Annotated in this window: 19 protein-coding genes and 2 tRNA genes; 13 read left to right on the top strand and 8 right to left on the bottom strand. The window is 64.1% G+C overall.

Translation table 11 applies throughout. The features are described 5' to 3' along the window. Positions 1–58 precede the first annotated feature (58 nt). Positions 59–1,606 carry a heme-binding protein gene (locus AUR64_RS11295; protein ID WP_058582054.1) on the top strand — a complete coding sequence of 516 codons (1,548 nt, stop codon included), beginning with the start codon at positions 59–61 and terminating at the stop codon, positions 1,604–1,606. 17 nt (positions 1,607–1,623) lie between these two features. On the opposite strand, the gene AUR64_RS20030 is transcribed toward AUR64_RS11295, so the two are convergent. The 4 genes from AUR64_RS20030 to AUR64_RS11275 form a co-directional block, all read right to left on the bottom strand. Beyond that, a complete protein-coding gene (locus AUR64_RS20030) occupies positions 1,624–2,091 on the bottom strand; it encodes an HVO_2922 family protein (RefSeq protein ID WP_058582053.1) in 468 nt (155 codons plus the stop codon). Positions 2,092–2,244: 153 nt separating this feature from the next. Then, on the bottom strand, positions 2,245–2,583 hold the full coding sequence (locus tag AUR64_RS11285) for a DUF7344 domain-containing protein (RefSeq protein WP_058582052.1): 339 nt from the start codon (positions 2,581–2,583) through the stop codon (positions 2,245–2,247). A 180-nt stretch (positions 2,584–2,763) separates the two neighbouring features. Beyond that, positions 2,764–3,429: a helix-turn-helix domain-containing protein gene (locus tag AUR64_RS11280; protein WP_058582051.1), complete on the bottom strand. Its 666-nt coding sequence runs from the start codon at positions 3,427–3,429 to the stop codon at positions 2,764–2,766. A gap of 177 nt (positions 3,430–3,606) precedes the next feature. After that, positions 3,607–4,659, bottom strand: a complete 1,053-nt coding sequence (locus tag AUR64_RS11275) for an aldo/keto reductase (protein ID WP_058582050.1) — start codon at positions 4,657–4,659, stop codon at positions 3,607–3,609. A 269-nt stretch (positions 4,660–4,928) separates the two neighbouring features. Between AUR64_RS11275 and AUR64_RS11270 the strand changes: the two genes are divergently transcribed. Together AUR64_RS11270 and AUR64_RS11265 are read left to right on the top strand one after the other, a co-directional pair. Next, positions 4,929–6,032, top strand: coding sequence for a phosphotransferase family protein (locus AUR64_RS11270; protein ID WP_058582049.1), 1,104 nt, complete (start codon positions 4,929–4,931; stop codon positions 6,030–6,032). An 81-nt stretch (positions 6,033–6,113) separates the two neighbouring features. Next, positions 6,114–8,324 carry a glycoside hydrolase family 32 protein gene (locus tag AUR64_RS11265; protein ID WP_058582048.1) on the top strand — a complete coding sequence of 737 codons (2,211 nt, stop codon included), beginning with the start codon at positions 6,114–6,116 and terminating at the stop codon, positions 8,322–8,324. Positions 8,325–8,332: 8 nt separating this feature from the next. On the opposite strand, the gene AUR64_RS11260 is transcribed toward AUR64_RS11265, so the two are convergent. Further along, entirely contained in the window at positions 8,333–9,643 is a 1,311-nt protein-coding gene (locus AUR64_RS11260) for a glycoside hydrolase family 68 protein (RefSeq protein ID WP_058582047.1), read from the bottom strand. 144 nt (positions 9,644–9,787) lie between these two features. On the opposite strand from AUR64_RS11260, the gene AUR64_RS11255 reads away from it, so the two are divergent. Beyond that, positions 9,788–10,849, top strand: coding sequence for a twin-arginine translocation signal domain-containing protein (locus AUR64_RS11255; protein ID WP_058582046.1), 1,062 nt, complete (start codon positions 9,788–9,790; stop codon positions 10,847–10,849). 21 nt (positions 10,850–10,870) lie between these two features. Here the strand turns inward: AUR64_RS11255 and AUR64_RS11250 are convergent, their stop codons facing one another. After that, complete coding sequence (locus AUR64_RS11250; protein WP_058582045.1) at positions 10,871–11,314, bottom strand: hypothetical protein; 444 nt, start codon at positions 11,312–11,314, stop codon at positions 10,871–10,873. A 109-nt stretch (positions 11,315–11,423) separates the two neighbouring features. On the opposite strand from AUR64_RS11250, the gene AUR64_RS11245 reads away from it, so the two are divergent. The 5 genes from AUR64_RS11245 to AUR64_RS11225 all read left to right on the top strand — a co-directional run bounded on the left by AUR64_RS11245 (position 11,424) and on the right by AUR64_RS11225 (position 15,645). Continuing rightward, on the top strand, positions 11,424–12,323 hold the full coding sequence (locus AUR64_RS11245) for an acyltransferase (protein ID WP_058582044.1): 900 nt from the start codon (positions 11,424–11,426) through the stop codon (positions 12,321–12,323). Positions 12,324–12,442: 119 nt separating this feature from the next. Continuing rightward, positions 12,443–13,561 (top strand): PQQ-dependent sugar dehydrogenase, encoded by a 1,119-nt coding sequence (locus AUR64_RS11240; protein ID WP_058582043.1) that lies wholly within the window; start codon positions 12,443–12,445, stop codon positions 13,559–13,561. Positions 13,562–13,862: 301 nt separating this feature from the next. Next, on the top strand, positions 13,863–14,192 hold the full coding sequence (locus AUR64_RS11235) for a DUF7577 domain-containing protein (protein WP_058582042.1): 330 nt from the start codon (positions 13,863–13,865) through the stop codon (positions 14,190–14,192). Between the two features lie 49 nt (positions 14,193–14,241). Then, entirely contained in the window at positions 14,242–14,985 is a 744-nt protein-coding gene (locus tag AUR64_RS11230) for an Nmad3 family putative nucleotide modification protein (protein WP_058582041.1), read from the top strand. An 87-nt stretch (positions 14,986–15,072) separates the two neighbouring features. Beyond that, the gene (locus tag AUR64_RS11225) at positions 15,073–15,645 is read left to right on the top strand and encodes a hypothetical protein (RefSeq protein ID WP_058582040.1); all 573 of its coding nucleotides are present in this window, start codon (positions 15,073–15,075) and stop codon (positions 15,643–15,645) included. A gap of 205 nt (positions 15,646–15,850) precedes the next feature. On the opposite strand, the gene AUR64_RS11220 is transcribed toward AUR64_RS11225, so the two are convergent. Then, positions 15,851–15,921 (bottom strand) — tRNA-Gly (locus AUR64_RS11220). A 242-nt stretch (positions 15,922–16,163) separates the two neighbouring features. On the opposite strand from AUR64_RS11220, the gene AUR64_RS11215 reads away from it, so the two are divergent. Further along, a complete protein-coding gene (locus AUR64_RS11215; RefSeq protein WP_058582039.1) occupies positions 16,164–16,997 on the top strand; it encodes an NAD+ synthase in 834 nt (277 codons plus the stop codon). A 9-nt stretch (positions 16,998–17,006) separates the two neighbouring features. On the opposite strand, the gene AUR64_RS11210 is transcribed toward AUR64_RS11215, so the two are convergent. After that, positions 17,007–17,711 (bottom strand): enoyl-CoA hydratase/isomerase family protein, encoded by a 705-nt coding sequence (locus AUR64_RS11210; RefSeq protein WP_058582038.1) that lies wholly within the window; start codon positions 17,709–17,711, stop codon positions 17,007–17,009. Positions 17,712–17,770: 59 nt separating this feature from the next. On the opposite strand from AUR64_RS11210, the gene AUR64_RS11205 reads away from it, so the two are divergent. The 3 genes from AUR64_RS11205 to AUR64_RS11195 all read left to right on the top strand — a co-directional run bounded on the left by AUR64_RS11205 (position 17,771) and on the right by AUR64_RS11195 (position 20,389). After that, positions 17,771–18,487, top strand: coding sequence for a DUF7114 family protein (locus tag AUR64_RS11205; protein WP_058582037.1), 717 nt, complete (start codon positions 17,771–17,773; stop codon positions 18,485–18,487). Positions 18,488–18,542: 55 nt separating this feature from the next. Beyond that, positions 18,543–18,614, top strand: a tRNA-Thr gene (locus AUR64_RS11200). 305 nt (positions 18,615–18,919) lie between these two features. Continuing rightward, complete coding sequence (locus tag AUR64_RS11195; protein ID WP_058582036.1) at positions 18,920–20,389, top strand: pentapeptide repeat-containing protein; 1,470 nt, start codon at positions 18,920–18,922, stop codon at positions 20,387–20,389.

Raw genomic sequence — 20,389 nt, 5'->3', positions numbered from 1 at the left:
CCCACAGAACCGGCGACGACTCAAAACGCCCTTAGTCGACGGGTTCCAACGCCGAGATATGCCCCAAGCGCCGCAGACCGAGGAAGGGTGGTACGCGCTGCACGACTTCCGGAGTATCGACTGGGATGCGTGGCGCGACGCGCCCGAAAGAGAGCGCGAACGCGCCGTCTCGGAAGCCGTCGACTACCTCCAGTCGCACGAAGCCATCGAAGACGCCGACGACGGCGCATCCGCGGTGTTCTCTATCGTCGGCCACAAGGCCGACCTGCTGATTATTCACTTCCGACCGACGCTCGACGCGCTGTCGACGGCCGAGCGTCGTTTCGAGCAGACGGCGCTCGCCGGATTCACCGACCAGCCAACGTCGTACGTCTCCGTGACGGAAGTCAGCGGCTACGTCTCCGACGAGTACTTCGAGGAGGGTGCCGACGCCGTCGACGAAGGGCTTCGACGCTACATCGAGGGGAAGATGAAACCCGACATCCCCGACGACGAGTACGTCAGTTTCTACCCGATGAGCAAGCGCCGCGGCGAGGAGTACAACTGGTACGACCTCTCCTTCGAGGAGCGCGCGGAACTCATGTCGGGACACGGCGACGTGGGCCGGAAGTACGCCGGCAAAATCAAGCAGGTCATCGCCTCCAGCGTCGGGTTCGACGACTACGAGTGGGGTGTGACGCTGTTCGGCAGCGACCCGACCGACATCAAGGATATCGTCTACGAGATGCGTTTCGACGAAGCGTCGTCGCGCTACGGCGAGTTCGGCCAGTTCTACGTCGGTCGACGGTTCCCGCCGACGGACCTCGGCGCGTATCTCGCCGGCGAGTCGGTTCCGACGAGCGAACACGAGGACGGTCACCATCACGGCCACGCCCACGGCGAGAGCGGCGGGCACCACGGCGGTGAGGGCGGTAGCCACGGTGGAGAGAGCGGCCATCACCACGGCGGCGACAGCCACCACGGCGGCGGCGACGGTGGTCATCACGGTGACGATGGCCACGACGAGGAGTCGGCGAGCGGTGAGGAGGATATCCGCGGCGAACTCACCGACCTAAACATCTACGCCGGGAAACCACACGGTGAGGACGTGTACGCCACGGTGCTGTACTCGGAAGCCGACACCGACGAGGTGTTCGACGAAGTCGAAGGCCTCCGCGGCAACTTCGAACACTACGGCACGCACGTCAAGACGGCCGTCTACGAGGCGAACGAGCGCGGACGCGCGGCCGTCGTCAGCATCTGGGAGACCCAAAGCGCCGCCGAAACGGCCGCCGGATTCCTCTCGGAACTGCCCGGCATCGTTTCGCGGGCAGGTGAAGAATCCGGGTTCGGGACGATGGGGATGTTCTACACCGTCAAATCCGAGCATCGAGCGGAGTTCGTCGACAAATTCGGCGTCGTCGGTGGCCTGTTAGACGAGATGGACGGTCACCAGGAGACGGACCTGATGGTGAACGTCGAGGACGAAGACGACATGTTCATCGCCAGTCAGTGGCGCTCGAAGGACGACGCGATGGGCTTTTTCCGCAGCGACGAGTTCCGCGAGACCGTCCAGTGGGGCCGCGACGTGCTGGCGGACCGCCCGCGACACGTCTTCCTCGCCTGAGTCGTCAACTCACCGACTCACCGCGTCTCGACTGACGCGCCCGCTGCGTTCTTCTTGACGCTCTCGATACCGTTTTTCGCAGCCGATTTCGACGAGTAGCCCTCGCCACCGTCGGCGATGATGTTGCCGTTTCGGTGGCGAAGTCGCCAGCGCCACTCGTTGGCTCTGTCGCGGTACAACTCGAACGTCGCCGCCGCGGGCGGGTCGGAGTCAGCAGCGTTGGTGGTGTCGTCAGTGTCGGCGGTATCGCCGGTATCGCCGGTATCAGCGGTGTCGGCGGTGTCGGCGGTGTCGTCAGCGCCAGCAGAGATGCTCGTCTCGATATCAGCGGATTCGGCTTCAACGTCGGGACTGGTAGGCTCCGGTTCGGAAGGTTCGGCGGGCGCTGAGTCGACTGCTTCCGGTTCGGTGTCGGAGTCGAACTGGCCGATACGCTCGCCGTCGGCGACGACCGAAACCGAGACGTGGACACGTGGGTCGGACATACTGTATCTGACGACGTCGATGAACGTATTAGTTACCGACGGTTGTCGAGGGTGCGTAGTGAAAGTGAGTGGACCGGTGGACGTTACGTCGCCCTCCGGCGAATTCGAAGCGAAACGAGGGGGTTCAGGGAGTCGTCGAACCGTTGTTCGGAACTACGATTCGGATTCGTCCATCGACCGCGCGAACCGGAGATACGGTCGGAGTTCGTCGTGTGGGTCGGTCAGGCGAAGTCGACGAGTTCGTTCGTCGTACTCGACGAACCGCGAGTTGGCCAGTTTCGGTATCGCAGTGTGGTGCAGTTCGAGGTGGAGGCGGCGTCGGTCGTCGTAGGGTGTTATCTCCCGTCCGAGCACTCGCTCGACGAGACGCTCGTAACGAATCGGCCCATCCGAGTCCAAGAGGACGTACAGGACGCCTCGTCGGGAGGGGTCGGCGAGCAACTCGAACGCCGTCGACGGTGAGAGCGACCGTCCGGAATCGTTGGTGGACATCACTGGTGTGGGCTGTAGCCTGCGACACGATACAGACTGGGCTGATTCGCCGAGAGTGTGGCGACACTCGTGTTGCGTTGGAGGGTGGTCAGCATCTGTCAAGTGAGTACTATAATGCCTAACGGTATATAACCGGGCCCTTGTGCGAGAGGGGGCTATAAGTAGGTGTGCAGGCGCTGACTACCGACTCTCGTCGTCGGATTGACCGGCGCAGAGCGTCTTTGCGATGAGATTTGTTTGTCCACGTCGAAGTCGTTCGGAGGCGGCGTGCGTGGAGATACCGAACTGGTCTGCAACCTCGCCGAGTGTCGTGTCTCGAGGGATGTTGAAGTACCCCATCTCGAACGCTACCGAGAGCGCGTCGTACTGCCGTGTCGAGAGGTCGTACTGTGCGGCTTTCGGTTGCCTGTCTTCGGCGATACTGTCGAGTTCGAAGTCGAGTTCGTGGCTGTTGCAGTACTGTCGAAACGCTGCAAGCGAGTCACGACTGTCGAAGCGGACGACGAGCGACCACGCGTCGTCCGACCACTCGGCGGAGAGAAGGGCCGAACGTCCCGCTTTGAGGCCGTCGACGACGGTTGGGTCTTTCGTCGTCCAGCGAACGCCGTAGAGTGCGACGTCGGCGTCGCCGTCGCCGTCGAGGCGAACCAGGTCTCCGACGCTGGCGTCAGAATCGGCGGCGTCTTCGAACGCCTCGAACTCGACGTTGCTCACCCAAACGAACGGATACGGGAGATTCGATGGAACTTGACGGTCGAATTCGACTGTTGCACCCGGAACATCCGCCAACGCCTCCTGAAGAACGAACGAATGGGGAGGAACGGCAAACGTGACGACGAAGCTCATAGCGGACGTTCAGGGTCTGAAATATTAACAGTGGAGTACGCCCTTTAGAGCCAAAGGAAGTGAAATGCGTGTGCTTCCAGCGATTTGGGGAGGGAAGCCAGACTACTGTTTCCTTTAGCGGTAAAGACAGTCGTTGGCTGGCGCGCTATCGGCGCATTTGATATCGCGCTCAGTAGTTTACTGGCCGGCGTTCTGCTTACCGGTGTCGACCAAGTCCGCACCGTCGACGGACGAGCGAAGGCTGTCCATCCCGTCGTCACGGGTGATTCCGAAGTTCTCTCGATAGAGTTCCTCGACGCGTTCGACCTCCTCGTCGGAGAGCGGCGGCGTCTCGGAGGCCGCGGCCCACTCGTCGATATCGTCGGTCGTTCGGAACGTCGGCGTCACCGACGCGACGGCGTCGTGGCTGAGCAGCCACTGGATGGCTGCCTGCCCCATCGTTCGCTCGCCGTCACGTTCGAGGAAGCGAAGTGCTTCGACTTTCTCCCACCCGGTTTCGTACCACTCGTCGGGACGGAAGCCGCGGTGGTCGCCCGCCTCCAGTTCGGTGTCGGGCGTCACCTGCTCGTTCAGCAGTCCGGAGGAGTGAGGAACGCGGGCGATGACGGAGGTCTCACTCTCTTCGCGCGCGATGGTGTCGAGGAAGTGCCGTCCGGGTGTCTGCTCGAACACGTTGAACACCGTCTGGATGGCGTCGAAATCGAGTTCGACGGCGCGGTCACCCTCCGCGAGCCACCCGATGGAGGGGCCGAGTGCCCATCCGAGTGCATCGACGGTCCCTTCTTCCTGTAAGGATTCGAGCGTCTCGACCACTTCGGGCGTCACTTCGTCGACGTTCGCGTTGTGCAGTTGGAGGAAGTCGACGTAGTCGGTGTCGAGGCGCTCCAAACTCCGCTCGACACAGGTGCGAATCCACTCCGGTTCCAAGCGTTTGGGTAACTCGCCGTGGCCCGCCTGCGGGTTGTTGTAGAAGTCGTAGCCGATTTTCGTCGACAGCGTCACCTCGTCGCGGCGACCTGCGAGTGCCTCGCCGATGAGTTTCTCGCTGTTGCCGTGTCCGTACACGTCGCCGGTGTCGATGTACGTGATTCCCTGGTCGAGGGCGTACTCAACCATCTCGATGGCTTGTTTCTCACTACGGTCGCCCCACCAGTCGGTGCCGACGACCCACGCGCCGAAGCCGACTTCGCTCACTTCCACTCCCGAATCGCCCAGCGTTCGGTAGTTCATACCGCGCGCTAAGGTGAGACGACACTTATCGGAACCGGTTCGGCTAGCGAACAGCCACTGGCCGGAATCGACAACGCAGACAGCATAGCCGACAGTCGCAGAGAACCGCCAAGTGACACACCAGTAGAAATAAACCATTTTTTGCGATATGAAATCCAGTCTCGGCGATTCGACCACCCGGGTTCCTCGCTGCCGGTCGGTTCATAGCCATTCGGGAGTGAGAACACGCCTCACACAGTGTTTTCTTCGCCGGTGAGCAATTCCGAACCATGAGCGACGACGGAGGAGACGGGGAGACAGGACGGTTGCAGTCGTATCTCGAATCGTCGCTCGGGTGCCACGTCGTCGAAACAGCCGTTTTGGAGGACGGCCTCAACCGCGTCATTCGGATTGGGACTTCCGACACGCCGCGAGCGTACGTGGTGCGACAGCCGAACAAGAGCCGAAACGACGAAGGGTTCGTCGACATCGCTACCGAGCACGCGGTGATGGAACGGCTGGAACCGACCGCCGTTCCGGCCCCCCGAGCAGTCCACTTCTGTGCGGACGAATCGATTCTCGGGTCGCGGTTCTCGGTGATAGAGTACGTCGACGGTGAGAGCCTCCACTGGGGCGAGTCGCTCCCGAGAGGCTATCGAGACGAGTCGTCCCGCGAGCGACTGGGAACAGTGCTCGTAGAGACGCTCGCGGAGTTGCACACCGTCGACACCGAGCGGTTCGCCGACGTCTGCGAGCGGGTGTATCCGCGGACGCAGGTGGAACGAAACGTCGCCCAGTTGGAGGCCACAACGAACAGAACCGGTCACGACCCGGAGACGCTCCGACGAGTGGCCGACTGGTTGCAGGACAACGCTCCGGAGCCGTCGGTGACGTCGGCGACGGCGCTGACTCACGGTGACTACAAGCCGGACAACGTCTTCTTCACGTGGGCGGACGGGCCGTCGGTCAGCGCAGTCGTCGACTGGGAGACGGTGAAGCTCCGAGACCCGCGAACGGAACTGGGTTACTTCCTGTTCTACTGGCGAGAGGCGAACGACCCGTCGCTGGCGCTGGACGAGTTGGCAGCACGCCATCCCGAGTCGGTGATGGCGGAACTCCGCGAACGCGAGCGGAACGGGTTCTGGCCGTTTACGAAGCGACAGGGCAGTCCGACCCGGCGAGAACTCGTCGAGCGGTGGGAGCGCTCGACAGGACTCACGTACGGGAACGACCGGTTCTATCGAACCTTCGGCGCGTTCATGCTGGCGACGGTCTGGGAAGGGCTGTACGCCGACGCGCTCGAACGCGGCGAGGACGCCGCTGGCTGGGAAGCCCATATCGAGTACGTCGCGGAACTCGCGGCTGCTATCGCCGACGGCGAGACGTCGTCGTAGGTGGTCGCTGGGGACGCCCGAAATCAGCAACGACTGCGAAGTCGGCAACGCTTAATCACTCAGCGACGACAGTCGTAGAAGATGGACACGCTCCCTGTGCGCGTCGCGTGTATGTACGTGGCCGACCGCTCGCCCGAACAGCGAGCGGCGTACGAGTGGTGTGCGGACTCGGTACGGACGGCGGATATCGTCTCCTTCGGTGCCGTCGCCGACGGAGCCGTCTCCCTCGACGGCTACGACGCCGTCTGGTGGCACCGCGACGACCCCTTCGACGACCACGACGCCGTTCGAAACAGCGCGCGCCGAGTCCACGCGTTCCTCGAAGACGGCGGCGGCTTACTCCTCTCGCTACACGCGCTCTCGGCAGTCGAGGCGCTGGCTATCGACGAAGTTCGTCCGGACGCGACAGGCGTCGAGGACGTCCACGAACCGGCTGGGTTCGCCCGCAGAGCACTCTACGCCGACCACCCGATGTTCGAGTCCTTCGACGACAGATTTCACGTCGCGTCACCGGAAACCGAGCGACCGTTCGCCCGATACGAAGCGTTGGTCCCCGACAGAGGAGCGGTTCTCGGGAGTTCGGTACGCAGCGACGACCTACTCGTCGGCCACAAGTCGCTTCTCTCGTGGCGTCTCGGCCGCGGGGCCGTGGCGGGCGTCGGCGAACATCTCCAGTTCGGGGTCGCCGACGAGACACACGGCCGCGACCGATTCGTCCGGAACCTGTTGGCGTCACTGGCGGGCGACCGCTGGCCTGCGTTCACCGACCGCCCCACGAGTGCCGACGGGTTCGCCGACGTGCGGGCGGCGCTTGCCGACGACCACCACCGACCGGGCTACCACCTCGCCGCGCCCGCCAACTGGCTGAACGACCCGAACGGACTCGTCCACTACGACGGGAAGTATCATATCTTCTACCAGTACAACCCCGCAGGACCGTTTCACGGCTCGATTCACTGGGGACACGCGACGAGCGAGGACTTGCTGCACTGGCGCGACGAACCAGTCGCGCTGTCGCCGTCGCCGGAGGGTCCGGACCGCGACGGCTGTTGGTCGGGATGTACCGTCGTCGACACCGACGGGACGCCGAAACTGCTGTACACCGGCGGCCGCGGACAGGTGCAACTGCCGTGTCTGGCGACCGCCGCCGACGACGGCCTCCGGACGTGGGTGAAACACGCCGAGAACCCCGTTATCGAGGAAGCGCCGACCGACCCGCCGGTGTTGGCGACGAACGACTGGAACGCGGAGTTCCGCGACCACTGCGTCTGGCGACAGGACGGCGTCTGGTACCACCTCATCGGCGCGGGCGCACAAGCCGGCGGCGGTGTCGTCCTCCTCTACCGGGGGACGAGCCTCGACGAGTGGGAGTACGTCGGCCCGCTGTTCGGCCGCGACGAACCCGACCCCGGGACGGTCTGGGAGTGCCCCGAACTCCTCGACTTCGGAGAAGCCCAGATTCTGCAGGTGTCGAACTACGACGAGACCATCTACTTCGTCGGCGAGGCAACTCTGCCCGACACTGGGTCGCCCGGCGGTGACACCGCCGACACCACCGACACCACCGACACCACCGACACCGCCGACACAGCTCACTTCGACCCGACGAACGAAGGCGTCCTCGACTACGGCGACTACTACGCCCCGCAGTCACTCCGTGCCCCTGACGGCCGCGTCCTGACGTGGGGATGGATTCCGGAAGCCCGTGACCTCGACGCCCAGTGGCGCGCCGGATGGTCGGGCGCGATGTCGGTGCCGCGGGAACTCGACATCTCGGCGGGAGAGATCGTCCAGCGCCCGGCCGCCGAACTGGCGAAACTTCGCGGTCGGAGCGCACTCTCGGGCGACGTGTCGCTGTTGGCAGGCGAGCGACGGACGCTCGACCTCTCGGGCAACTGCTACGAACTAGCGTTCGATATCGAACTCGACGCGGATGCAACGTTCGAACTCGGCGTGTTCGAGTCGCCCGCGCTCTCGGAGCGAACGGTCGTCAGATACGACGGCGACGCCGTCGTCGTCGACCGGTCGGCGTCGAGTCACGGACCGGGGGCGGAAGACGAACAGCGCATGCCAATCGAGGGAGACACGCTCTCGCTTCGCGTCTTCGTCGACGGGTCGATTCTCGAACTGTTCGCAAACGAACGTCGGTGTCTCACCAGTCGAGTGTATCCGACGCGGGCCGATTCGGAGGGCGTGTCGCTGTCGGCGGTCGGTGGCGACGTGACGTTGCAGTCGTCGAGAGCGTGGGAACTCGACGCGACGTTTCCGGCGGGGAAGCGACGACAGTCGTAAGATGGTAGTTAGCTTCGTCGGCTGTATCCTCCCTCGTTAGGCAGTCGCTCACCACGGTCCCACCACGATTCTGGCAGTTCCTCGCTCGCCACCGGAAGGTGGCCGTGACCGAGCGTGCCGACGACTTTCGTTTCGTTGCCGTCGAGTTGTAGGCGCACCGTCGGCGCGAGCGTCCCGCCGAAGCGCCGCAGTTGCTCTGATTCGGGGAGGACGGCGACTTCGTCGAGGCTCGGGCGGTCGAACTCGAAGTAGTTGAAGAACGAGGTGACGAGCAGTTCGTCGCCGTGGTCGTACGCGAGCCACGAGTACGCCTGAAACGGCGCGTTGACGGGGTTCGTCAGCACCAAGCCGGAACCGTTGAGCGGTTCGTACTCACCGTGTAGCGAGTCGGCGACGAAGCCGTACAGCGCGTCGTAGCCGTCGAGACCCGGCGCGAACGTGTGGTCGTGACTGGAGATAAAGAGGTAGTACCGGCCGTCGCGGCGGACGACGTGGGGGCGTTCGAGTTCCTGATTCACGCAGACGGCGTCGAGTAAAGGGGGTCGAAGCTCGAACTCCGTCGGGTCGCCCGTCGGCGACTCGGCGATGCCGACGCTCCCGTTGAACTCCTGTTGGGCCGCGTCGCCGCCACAGGCGTCGGAGCCTTCGGGGACAGGCGTGTTCGCCTCGAAAAGGAGGTAGGTCGTGCCGTCGTCCTCGAAGAACCACGGGTCGCGGAAGGTGTAAATCATCCCGCGCGACTGGCTCTCCGTCTCGTAGTACTCGCCGTCGGGTTCGAGGAGCACGTCGTGGGTCCACGGCCCCTCGATTCGAAGTTCGTTCTCGGTGGTTTCGACGGTGCCGCCGTGGCCGACTGCGAGTCGCTGCGTGTAGGTGAGTTCCTCTTCGCCCCGTCGACCCGAAGCGGTGTAGTAGGCGTAGACGGTTCCCTCGTCGTACAGTGCGCTGCCGGCCCACTGCCGCGACCCGAGCGGTCCTTTCTCGTCGACGTCGAAGACGGGGCCGCCGGTCTCCCAGTTCTCGCCGTCGCGCGAGTAGAAGTACCTGATAGTGGCGACGTCGTGGCGCTTGCCGGGCAGCAGTTCCGAAGAGGAGGTGAGCGCGAGGATGACGCGGTAGCCGTCGATGTCTGCGATAGAGCCGTCGCGTTCGCGGAGAAACCACGTGTCCCAGATGTGCAGTTCCGGGTCGACGGGTGCCTCCGGCGGGTAGATGATGGGGGCGACGGTGTCGTCGGAGCGTTCGATTGCGGCGGCGTGGTCGCGGGTCCACGCGGGGGGTGCGACCCCTCCGTCTGGCCTCGGCGTGTGCTCGTTCATGTGTCTCAGGATACCGGGAGGGATTGAAAATGGTCCGCATCCTCTGTGGCGGTCAGCCGACGCGAACGGACGCATCTCCGCTTCGAAGCCGGTACTCACGAACTGCGACTCCAGTATTATGTGACTCGCGTCCTACCGACTCCCATGGAACATTCACGTCGTACGTTCCTGAAAGTTACTGGTGTCAGCACTGCTGCCGCGTTTCTCGGCACCGGCGCTGCTGCCGCCTCACAATCACAGGGCCGCCTCACCGAAGTCGTCTCCGTCACCGACCCGGTTCCCGAGAACGTCGGATTCGACTGGAACGGCGACCTCTACATCGGCGTCACCGGCGGGAGCGTCCGTCGCCTTCCCGCCGGACAGACGGACGAGTCGGGACTGAGCCTCGACGCGACGGAACTCGTCGCGGAGTATCCCGGGTCCGTTGCGGGCGTTCTCGTCGAAGACGGCATCCTGTACGCGGCGGTCAACGGGGAGATGGGCGGCGTCTACGCACTCGACCTCCGTGCATCGTCGGCCGAACCGCAAGCGTTGGCGACGCTCGTCGGCAGCGACGAGGAAGGATTCGTCAACGACTTTTACCAACTCGGCTCGCGCCTACTCGTCACCGAGTCGTTCGGCGGTGTCGTCTACGAACTCCCGCTCACCGCCGATTCGGAGTGTGAGCCGACGGTCTGGGCCGACAGCGACCTGCTCGCCACGCCGAGTTTCGGCGCGAACGGCATCACTGCGATTCGTGGCGACGTGTTCGTCGCCGTCACGCGCGTCACCGAGAACACGGGCCGAATCGTCCGGATTCCGGTCGCCTGCGACGGGAGCGCCGGCGAACCAGAGGTGTACGTCGAAGGTCCACAACTGTTCGGTGCGGACGGTCTCACCTCCCGCGGCGCGGAGTTGTACGTCGCACTCAACGGCCAGAATCGTATCGCCGTGGTCGACGACGGCGGAAACAACGGGGCGGGAGGTAACGGAAACGGCGGTGGTAACGGTGGAAACGGAAACGGCAACGGCAACGCGAACAGCACGGGCGGCCGAGTCCGGACGGTGTTCGCCGGCGGGGCGCTCTCGTTCCCCTCGGAAGTCGTCTTCGACCCGACCGACCCGGATACGGCGTTCGTCTGCAACTTCTCGAACTCGGCACCCGAACAGGGTGGTGTGCTTCGGGGAGCGCTTCCCGGGTCGGCGCGAAGCCAGCGTAGTCAGTAGTAGCGCCGTCGCTCCCGTAGGCTACATCTGCGGGAGTTCCGAGAACGTCAGGTCACCGTCTCCGGTGATGCGTAGTTGGCCCTTTCTCGATTTGTTCGAGACGAACCACTCCCACTGTTCCGATGTAGATTCGGTTTCGGCGTCGATTCGGTAGGTTCCCGTCGTGTTGACGAACGCGGCCGTCTCGTCCGTTCCCGGGATTCTGTCGTCGTTGCGGGTCTCTACAGGCGCTAACTCGTAAGTGGAGTGGTGTACGGTTTCGCCGGCGTACGTGACGGAGAGTGAGAGCGAATGCCGGGTAGTATCGCCATTCTGCAGGAGTATCGTTCTCGGCTTCTCTGCTGGTGGTGCCCGCTCGCGTGTGACGGTGGTCGTCTCGTCCGTTACGGTGTCGTCGGCGCACCCGGCGAGAACCGTGACGACCGTTACAGAAGCGACACTTTGCGAGAACCGTCGTCTGAGCATGCGTTCGATGCGAATCGACGCATGAAGAGTGTTACTCCCGGTTTTGCGTGGTCTGACCCGACGCGCACACACCCGAACCGATTTGACCGACGACGGCCAATTTGGTCCAATGACAAAGCGTCACATCTCGCTCCCCCTCGCGGCCGAGGAAGGAGTTCGAGCCTTCATCGACGAGGTTGACGAACGACTCTCCGGCGAGGAGGACACCTGTGACGTGGTCCAAGACGTACTCGTCGACCTCTACGGCGACCGGGAGGCGTACGAGCGCTGGCAAGCGGGCGAAGACGTCTCGAACGCCGAACGCGTCCGTCTGCAGGGGTACGACCCGTGCAACTCGACGCTGGAGTCCGAGTACTACGCCGAGAAAAACGAGGAGAAGTTCAAGCGCTCGAAACATCTCCAGTGGCTCTGGCGGCAGTTCGACGCGACGCCGATGGCCGACAACGTGGAGTTCGCGCTCCGATTCCGACAGATGCTCGCGGACCACCTGTTCGAGGAAGCGGGCGAGAACCTCCGCCTGTTCAAAGGCATCACGATGACGTACGGCCACAACATCCGCGTCGGCGACAACACCGTCATCCACGACGACGTCCACCTCGACGACCGAGGCAGACTCACCATCGGCAATCGCGTCTCCATCTCCGACGGCGTCCACCTCTACAGCCACGACCACGACATCGTCGACCAGACGGCAGTCGAAAACTTCCACACCGTCGTCGAGGACGACGCCCGCGTCACCTACGACGCGATGGTTCGGGCGGGCTGCAAAGTCGGCGAGAACAGCGTTGTCGGCGCGCGGTCGGTCGTTCAAGGCGACATCCCAGCCCACCACGTCGCCGTCGGCACGCCCGCGAAAAGCGTGAAAATCAAACCCGGATGGGAAGACGAAGCCGAACCGCTGGAGGCGGGCGGCGAGAACCGTCAAGCCGAACGGAAGATACCGTACGACCTCCCCGACGGCATCGACGTGTTCGACGAGTTCGGCCGCGATATCGAGTCGCCGAACTGACGCGGAGAGACGCGAGACAGGGAGGCCGCCGTCGCATCCACCGAGAGCGAGAGGTTCGAACGTCGAAACGTGGTTTTTTTGCGATAGTTTTTGGTTAGTGAGGCCAAACGTCGCGTCACATGGACCGACGGACCTATCTCGGCCTCGTCGGCGTCGCCGCCGTCAGCGGTTGCCTCGACGACTCGTCCACGGCCGACCCGCCCGAAAACGACACCTCCGACCCGTCGACCGACAGCCCCCAGACCACCTCGCCACCTCCACAGACCATCCAACACGAGACGGTCACGACCGGCCTCGAAATCCCGTGGGGGGCGGCGTGGCGCGACGGCGACCTTTATCTCACCGAACGTCTCGGCCGTATCGTCCGTATCCCCGGCGGACGAGGCGATTTCGAGGAAATTCTCACCGTCTCCGACATCGTCGACGACGGCGAAGGCGGCCTGCTGGGTCTCGTCTTCCACCCGGACGAACCGGCAGCGTTTTCCTACCACACCTACGCGGGCGGCGAGTACGAGTTCACGAACCGCATCGTCCGCCACGACCTCGAAAACGGCTGGGAGTGGGAACCCATCATCGACAACATTCCCGGCGACATTATCCACGACGGCGGCCGACTCGCCCTCTACGAGAATAGTCTTCTGGCGACCGTCGGCGACGCGAACGACCGAGAGGAGGCACAGAACACCGACTCGCTCAACGGGTCGGTGCTCCGGTTGACGTTCGAAGGTGAACCACACCCGGACAATCCCTTCGACAACGAGGTGTTCACGTACGGCCACCGAAACCCGCAGGGGTTGGCGTTCCGTGATGGAAACATCTTCTCGACGGAACACGGCCCCGACGAGAACGACGAGGTGAACGTGCTCGAAGCGGGCAACAACTACGGGTGGCCCGAAGTCGGTGGCACCGAGAGTACCGACGAGTACACCGGCGCAATCGCCGAATACACGCCGACTATCGCCCCCGGAAGCGCGACGTTTTACAACGGCCCGTACCGCGAGTGGCAAGGCCAGTTCTTCTTCGGAACGCTCGCGGGCGAACACCTCCGTCGCCTCCGCATCGACGGCACGGAGGTCGTCGAGAACGAACCGCTGTACGAAGGCGAGTTCGGCCGCCTCCGAACGGTGTTCACCGGTCCGGACGACCACCTCTACGCCGTAACGAGCAACCTCGACGGCCGCGGCGAACCGCGTGACGGCGACGACAGAGTCATTCGGTTCTTCCCCGAGACGGAGTAATCGGTCGGCGAGCGGCCCCCAACCGGACGACAACGCTACGATACTCAACCACGCGACGACTCAATATCGGGCGAACCGTTCGTCGCTCGTTTTTTCGCTGCAGAGAGCATCTCCATCGTCCGCTTCAGTCGGAGGTTTCGCTGTTTCTCGTTTCGTTTGATTCTTGGCGTCGCTTTCGTCAGAAAGACGACAGCCCCGGGCGATTTGTCGACTCCCGCCAACAGACCGTCATCGCACCGTCGACGGCCTCGTTTATAACTGAGACCGAAGACACAAGTGCCATGATGACAAATGTCATAGTATGCGCGCACTGTGGGGATGGATACTCGTGTACGTGCTCGGGTTGGTCGTCCTCCAACTGCTCGTCTACCGATATCTCGGTGGCGAGGGCGGCGCGTTCGCCGAGGCCGACAGCGCCGGCGCCCGACACGGCAGCGGCGACGACAGCCCCGAGCGTGAAATCGTTCGTGACCGAACGGGAGCGGTGAACGTCGGACCACCGACGTCGACGGCGACGGCCGAGGCGTACGGTAGGTCGACTGCAGAGCGCGTCTGTCCGCACTGTGGGGCCGAAAACGAAGCGGACACGACGTTCACGTTCTGTCGCAACTGCGCTCAACGACTCGCGTAACCGGCGAACGAAGCGCCGCCAATTTGTCGCCGCGGCCCGTAGCGACGGCGTGCCCCGAAGCATCGCCATCAACGTCGCCGCGAACACGAACTTGCCTGGGTTTCGCGGACCGGTGTACCCCGACGGCCGGTTCGAGTACGTCCCGATTCCGGAGCGAGAGGAGACCAGCGAGCGAGTGCCGACGTACGGCGATCTCTCGTTCGGATTCGACCTCCCGCCCTCGGTGCTCGACACGCCAGTCCACCTCGACCCGGCGTTCGCGGGCGTCCACGGCGCGACGCGACACACCTACGGCGACGAACACGGCGTCAAAGCCGGCCCGCTCTCGGAACTCTCGACTGGGGACTCGCTGTTTTTCTACGCGACGTTGAGTCTCCACGGCGACTCACCTACCTCGCGCCGCGTCGTCGACGACGACTGGGGAACGTACCTCATCGGCGAGTTTCGCGTCCAGCAGGCACTGACGGGTGAGGAGTACCTCGAACTACCGGCCGCCGACCGGGAACGGTTCGCCGAGAACGCCCACGTCAGACGCGACCCGTTCGACGCGAAGGTACTCGTCGAAGGCGGCGAGGAATCCGGGCTGTTCGAGCGTGTCGTACCGTTGAGTTCCCGTGAGGCGGGGGCGACGGCGAACCGCCTCGTGACGGAGCTGTCGAACGACTCGGGGAAAGGGCCGTGGTGGCGGCGTCGTTTCTGGTACGACGAGTCGGCGACAACGGAACTGCGGGCAATCGTCGACGGAAGCATTCCGGCGACCGATGCACCGTGGTTCGGACGGGACTCGAAATAGAAAAACTCCACGCGGAGACGGCGAAAATGACGGTCACGGGTCGTGACTAGCGCGCGGGTTAAATTCTCAGCGCGCCTTCGAGACGGCATGGCACTGAGAGACATCGACAGTCACACGAAAATCGAGCGCCGGACCATCGCCGGACAGGAGGCGCGTGTCTATCTCGACCCCGACGAGATTCACGTGGAGTGGCGACCGGGACGGGCGGTGTATCTGGGTGTCCGCGTCGGCGACAGAATCAAAGACGCCGACCGCGACGTCGCCTCCCCGCGCATCGACGAGTGGGAGGTCGAAGAGATAACCGCAGAGCGAGTGGTCGGCCGAAGCGTCAAAACCGGTGACCGCCGCGAGTGGGACCGCGAAACGCTCGAACGCGGGTTGGTCGTCGGCAACTACGCGACGAATCTCACCGAGTTCGCAACCGTACTGGTCCACGAAATCGGGGTACACGGCGGCCGCGACCCGTACGTGACCGTCGTCGCCTACGGCGACAACGGCGAGAAGTACGGCCGACGCTACGGCTTCGTCGACGCCGACGACCGAACGGTCGAGTTCCGCGACCAAGACCCGGCGGTAGACAGACTCCCTACAGAGATGGCGACGGTGTTCGACGAACTGGTCGACGGGGTGTTGGTTGACGACGGGTACACCATCCGGTAACTCGTTTTTTGTGCTTTTTACAGAACTGCGCCGACCGGGAGTTCATCGAGTGAAACGAGATGAACGTCGGTCGGCAAACGACCGAAGGGAGTGCGCCGACCGGGAATCGAACCGGAGCCAGACGTTCCGACTCCTTTCAGTCGTCGGCTGCGACTGGCAGGGTTCGGATTCGATATGCATTTCGTCTCGCTTCGCTCGACAGAACTGCGCCGACCGGGAATCGAACCCGGACCGGTGGCTTGGGAAGCCACTGTCCTACCATTGGACCATCGGCGCTCACTTCGTTCACACCGTACCTCGACGGACTGCGTCCGTCTCACCATCGGCGCGCTGCGCTTCGCTTTCGCCCCGTGGTTCGCCTCACTTCGTTCGGCTCACCATCGGCGCTCACTGCGCTGAGTGCAGCCAAAAGTACCGGACGGGAACACTTCAAGATAGCGTTTCACAGAACTGGACACACGTCCACGGAATTCCGCGAGGAGATGCCTATTAGTCATCCACGGCTCTACGACTAGTCGATGAGTAGCGAGACGCCGATTCTCGACGACACTGCACCGCTTGACCTCCGCCTCTCCGACGACGAACTCGAATCGACACGCGAGCACATCGTCGCGTTCATCCGGAGCGTCGCCGACGACGCCGGTGCTGAGGGCGCGGTACTGGGCCTCTCCGGCGGCATCGACAGCACGCTGACGGCCCACCTCGCCGTCGAAGCGCTCGGCAAAGACGGACTGCACGGCCTCGTGATGCCGAGTTCGGTCAACACCGAGACGAACATGAGCGACGCCGAACGCGTCGCCGAGATGCTCGAAATCCCCTACGACGTGGTCGAGATTCAGCCCATCGCGGAGAAGTTCTTCGACGCGTTCCCGGAGGCGGCTGACGACCGGATGGCCACCGGCAACGTCTACGTACGCACCCGCGCCGTGCTGGGCTACTTCGTCGCCAACCACAAGGGCCGCGTCGTCCTCGGGACGGGCAACCGCAGCGAGGCGATGACGGGCTACTTCACGAAGTACGGCGACCAAGCCGTCGACTGCAACCCTATCGGGAACCTGTACAAACAACAAGTGCGCCAACTCGCCGACCACGTCGGCGTTCCCGAGGACCTCGTGATGAAGACGCCCTCTGCGGAGATGTGGCTCGAACAGACCGACGAGGAGGAGATGGGCATCACCTACGACATCCTCGACGCGATTCTCGCACTGCACGTCGACGGCCCGCTGTCGACGGCGGCGACGGCGCGACATCTCGACGTGACGGAAGCACAGATTGAGACAGTCGAAAAACTGGTCGCCCAGAGCGCGCACAAGCGGTCGATGCCGCCCGCGCCAGAAGCGTTGGACCTCTAAGCTCGACCCCTACTGTTCTCTATCTGCCGCGATATCGGCGGCGTGCGCCCGCACGAGTTCGCCGAACGCCTCAGCCTCCGCCGCTTCTTGTTCTCTCTTCTCGCTGTGGTCGCGCATCCGTGCTTTCACCACTGCCAGCGCGTCCGGTTCGTTCGCGGCGAGTCGCTCGGCAACCTCCAGCGGATTCGCTTCGATTCGAGAGACCAACCCCGTCCGAAGCGCCTCCTCGGCGTCGATTGCGCGTCCCGAGAGCGCGAAATCGAGGGCGTCGCCCTCGCGCATCACCCGTGGAAGACGAACCGTGCCGCCCCACGCACCGAACAGGCCGAAGCGAACGCCGGGTTCGGCGAACGTCGCTTCCGGCGTCGCCACGCGGAGATCACAGGCGAGAGCGAGTTCGACGCCGCCGCCGCGGGCCGCACCGTCGATACCGGCGACGACGATACTCTCCGACGATTCGATACTGTTCGCCACTCGCTGACCGTGGCGAGCGAACGCTTCGGGGTCCGAAAGCGACGCGACCACGTCTAAATCCGCCCCGGCGCAGAACGCCGGTCCCTCACCGTGCAGGTAGACGACCGGTACGTCGGCGTCGGCGGCGTCGGTGACCGCTGCCTCCAGCGCGTCCAAGTCGGCGGGGCGGAGCGCGTTGCGTCGGTCGGGTCTATCGAGGGTGACGACCCGCAAGCGCTCGCGGTCGGTAACGCGAATCATACCGGTTCTGCGGGGGAGTTTCCAAAGGTCTTTGCCTTTCCCGTCGCTACCGTTCAGTGATGGACGACGCCGTGCGGACCCGCGATGCCGCGCGCGAGGCGCTCTCTGATATCGACCCTCCACAACTGCTGGACGCGCTGGACGCGCGCCTCGCGGAGGCGTCGATGCTGCCGGGAGCGCTCGCACTGGTGAGCGCGCGGGCACTCGACCCCGACGTGGACACCGACGCCCTCGCCGAACGCGCCGCCGGCGTCCAACTGATTTACGAGGGCCTTCGACTCACCCGTGACCTCGCCCGCGATGAACCGTGGGCGGACGAGACCGCCGAGCGACAGAACGGCGCCGACGACCTCATCGCGGGTATCGAGGCCGACATGCTCGTTCTCGCCGCCGACGTGCTGGTCGCCCGGGGATTCTTCGTTCTCGCCCGAACCGAGGCGGCGACCCGCGCCGTCGACACCGTCCGAGCGTTCGGTCACGACCAGACGCTCGGCCGTCGGTCGCCGGTCCCGGCCACCGACGGCGAGACCGACCGCGACACCGACTCCTTCGACGGCAGACTCGAAGCCGACGTGCTCGATTTGGCGGTGCTCGCCGGTGCGACGGCGGTCGGCGAGTCGGTCCCCGAGTCGCTGTCGGCGTACGCCGCCGACCTCGCCGCCGAGTACGGCACGTCGTTTCCGGAAGCGCCGTCGGCGCTGCCCGAGGCGGCCGCCGAACGAGTGGCGGCCGATGGTGGGGGAGACGACCCCGTGCCATCGCCTACCGATAGCTGAAGCGAATCGAAACGCCTAAAGACGAATCGGGCAAACGAGTGAATGCGCATCAGGCGCCTGGGTAGCTTAGCGGTAAAGCGCGTCCTTGGTAAGGACGAGAGCCCGGGTTCAAATCCCGGCCTAGGCTTTCTCTCCATTCCACTTCTGCGAGACGCTCCGTCACCGAGCATCTGCTGGAATCGCCTGAAGCCGACTCGGAATTTGGACAGGCCAGACGCAGCGCGAACGAGGTGAGCGACCGTCTATACGAGTCGAATCCGGCCGAAGATTTTCGCACGAACGCACGCGGCGAGCGGTAGCGTCGAGTCTCGACCGTGATTCGGTCGGCTCTGGTTTCGGTAGCGGAGTCACTGCCGAGCGGAGTGACGCGCCTCGAACGGGAAACAACACGAGTGCGAACTGTTAAACCGGCTGGTAGTTACAGAAAACCAGATGACCGACACGGACACCCGGTGCGGCTTCGTGGTCTCGGAAGTCACTCGTCCAGAGGACCGAGACGCCGTAGCCTGTTCACGCCAGCCCTTGGAGGGGTTCAACCGGTGTCTCTGGCACACCTCGTCCGTCGATGCGGTAGGCCCTGACGAGAGAGAAGCGGCGCTTGCGGAGTTGTTGGCTGCGGAATCCGACGTACCGATGCTCGATGGTGCAAATCTCGCCGGTGTGAATCTCTCGGAAGCAATCGGTGAGAGACAGTTCACGAACACGTCGTTGCGCGGTGCGGATTTCACTGGTGCAGACCTCTCCGACGTGACGCTCGACGGCTGTGACCTCCATGGGGCGACGTTCACCGAGGCGACGCTGGACGGGGCTTCGTTGACGACGGCCCGACTCAACGACGCGGAGTTCCGACAGGCGTCACTCGTGGACTGTGACCTCCGGAACACCGACTGCTCGGAAGCGACGTTTCGATACGCGGACCTCGAAGCAGTGCAAGCGCGTCACGCAGACTTCCGGAAGGCGGACCTTCGGTTCGCCAACGCACCGGAGGCGAACTTCATCCGCGCACGTCTCTCGGAAGCCAATCTCGCGGGTGCCAACCTCACCGACGCGGTGCTTCTTAGCGCCCGTCTCAGAGAGACCCTCCTCCGAGGCGCGACTCTCTCGGGAACGGCTTTCCACCGCACCCGTCTCCAGAAGGCGACCCTCTCGGGTGCGATAGCTGACGGGGCGAACTTTTACGAGGCCGACGCCACCGACGCGGTGTTCGACGACGCGGTGCTTACGGGTGCGTCCTTCCGCAGCGCCGCCCTCACTGACGCGAGTCTCGCCGACGTCGACGCCGAGGACGCGAACTTCCGCGCCGCAGACCTCACGAGTGCCGACTGTGACCGTGCCGTCTTCACCCGCGCAAACCTCTTCGACGCAGTGCTTCTCGACGCCGACCTGTACGGCTGTGTGCTCGTCGACGCGAAAATCAACGACGGTACGCAGTTCGAGGCCGCCACTGGGCCGACCGAAACGACGACTGATGGTCCGTCACCAGTGACGCGAGACATCTGGCGAAACCGGATGGTCGAACGGCTCTCACGGGACAATGCGCTTCCGGACCAGGCCAGAACTGCGTACCGACGACGAAAGCGGAGTCGACGGACGGCCCACCGTGAGAACCGTGAGTGGCGTGCGTGGGCCGGGTCGCTCCTCTCGGGTGGTGTCATGGGATACGGTGAGAGTGTCTCTCGGGTGCTGCTGGTCGGTCTCGTCGTCGTCGTCGGAGCAGCACTGCTCTACCCGCTCGGGTTCTCGGAGGCGCTATACCTGAGCGCACTCCACTTCATCAATCCAGTCGCGCGTGTCGACGCACTCCCCGTTTCGTACCACGGTCTCGCGGTGCTCGAATCCATCGTCGGCATCCTCCTCCTCTCGGTACTCGTGTTCGTTTTCGGGCGGCGGTCGACTTACTGA

This window comes from Haloprofundus marisrubri (genome assembly GCF_001469955.1).
GTDB lineage: Archaea > Halobacteriota > Halobacteria > Halobacteriales > Haloferacaceae > Haloprofundus > Haloprofundus marisrubri.
This window is presented reverse-complemented; position numbering and strand designations above follow the sequence as displayed.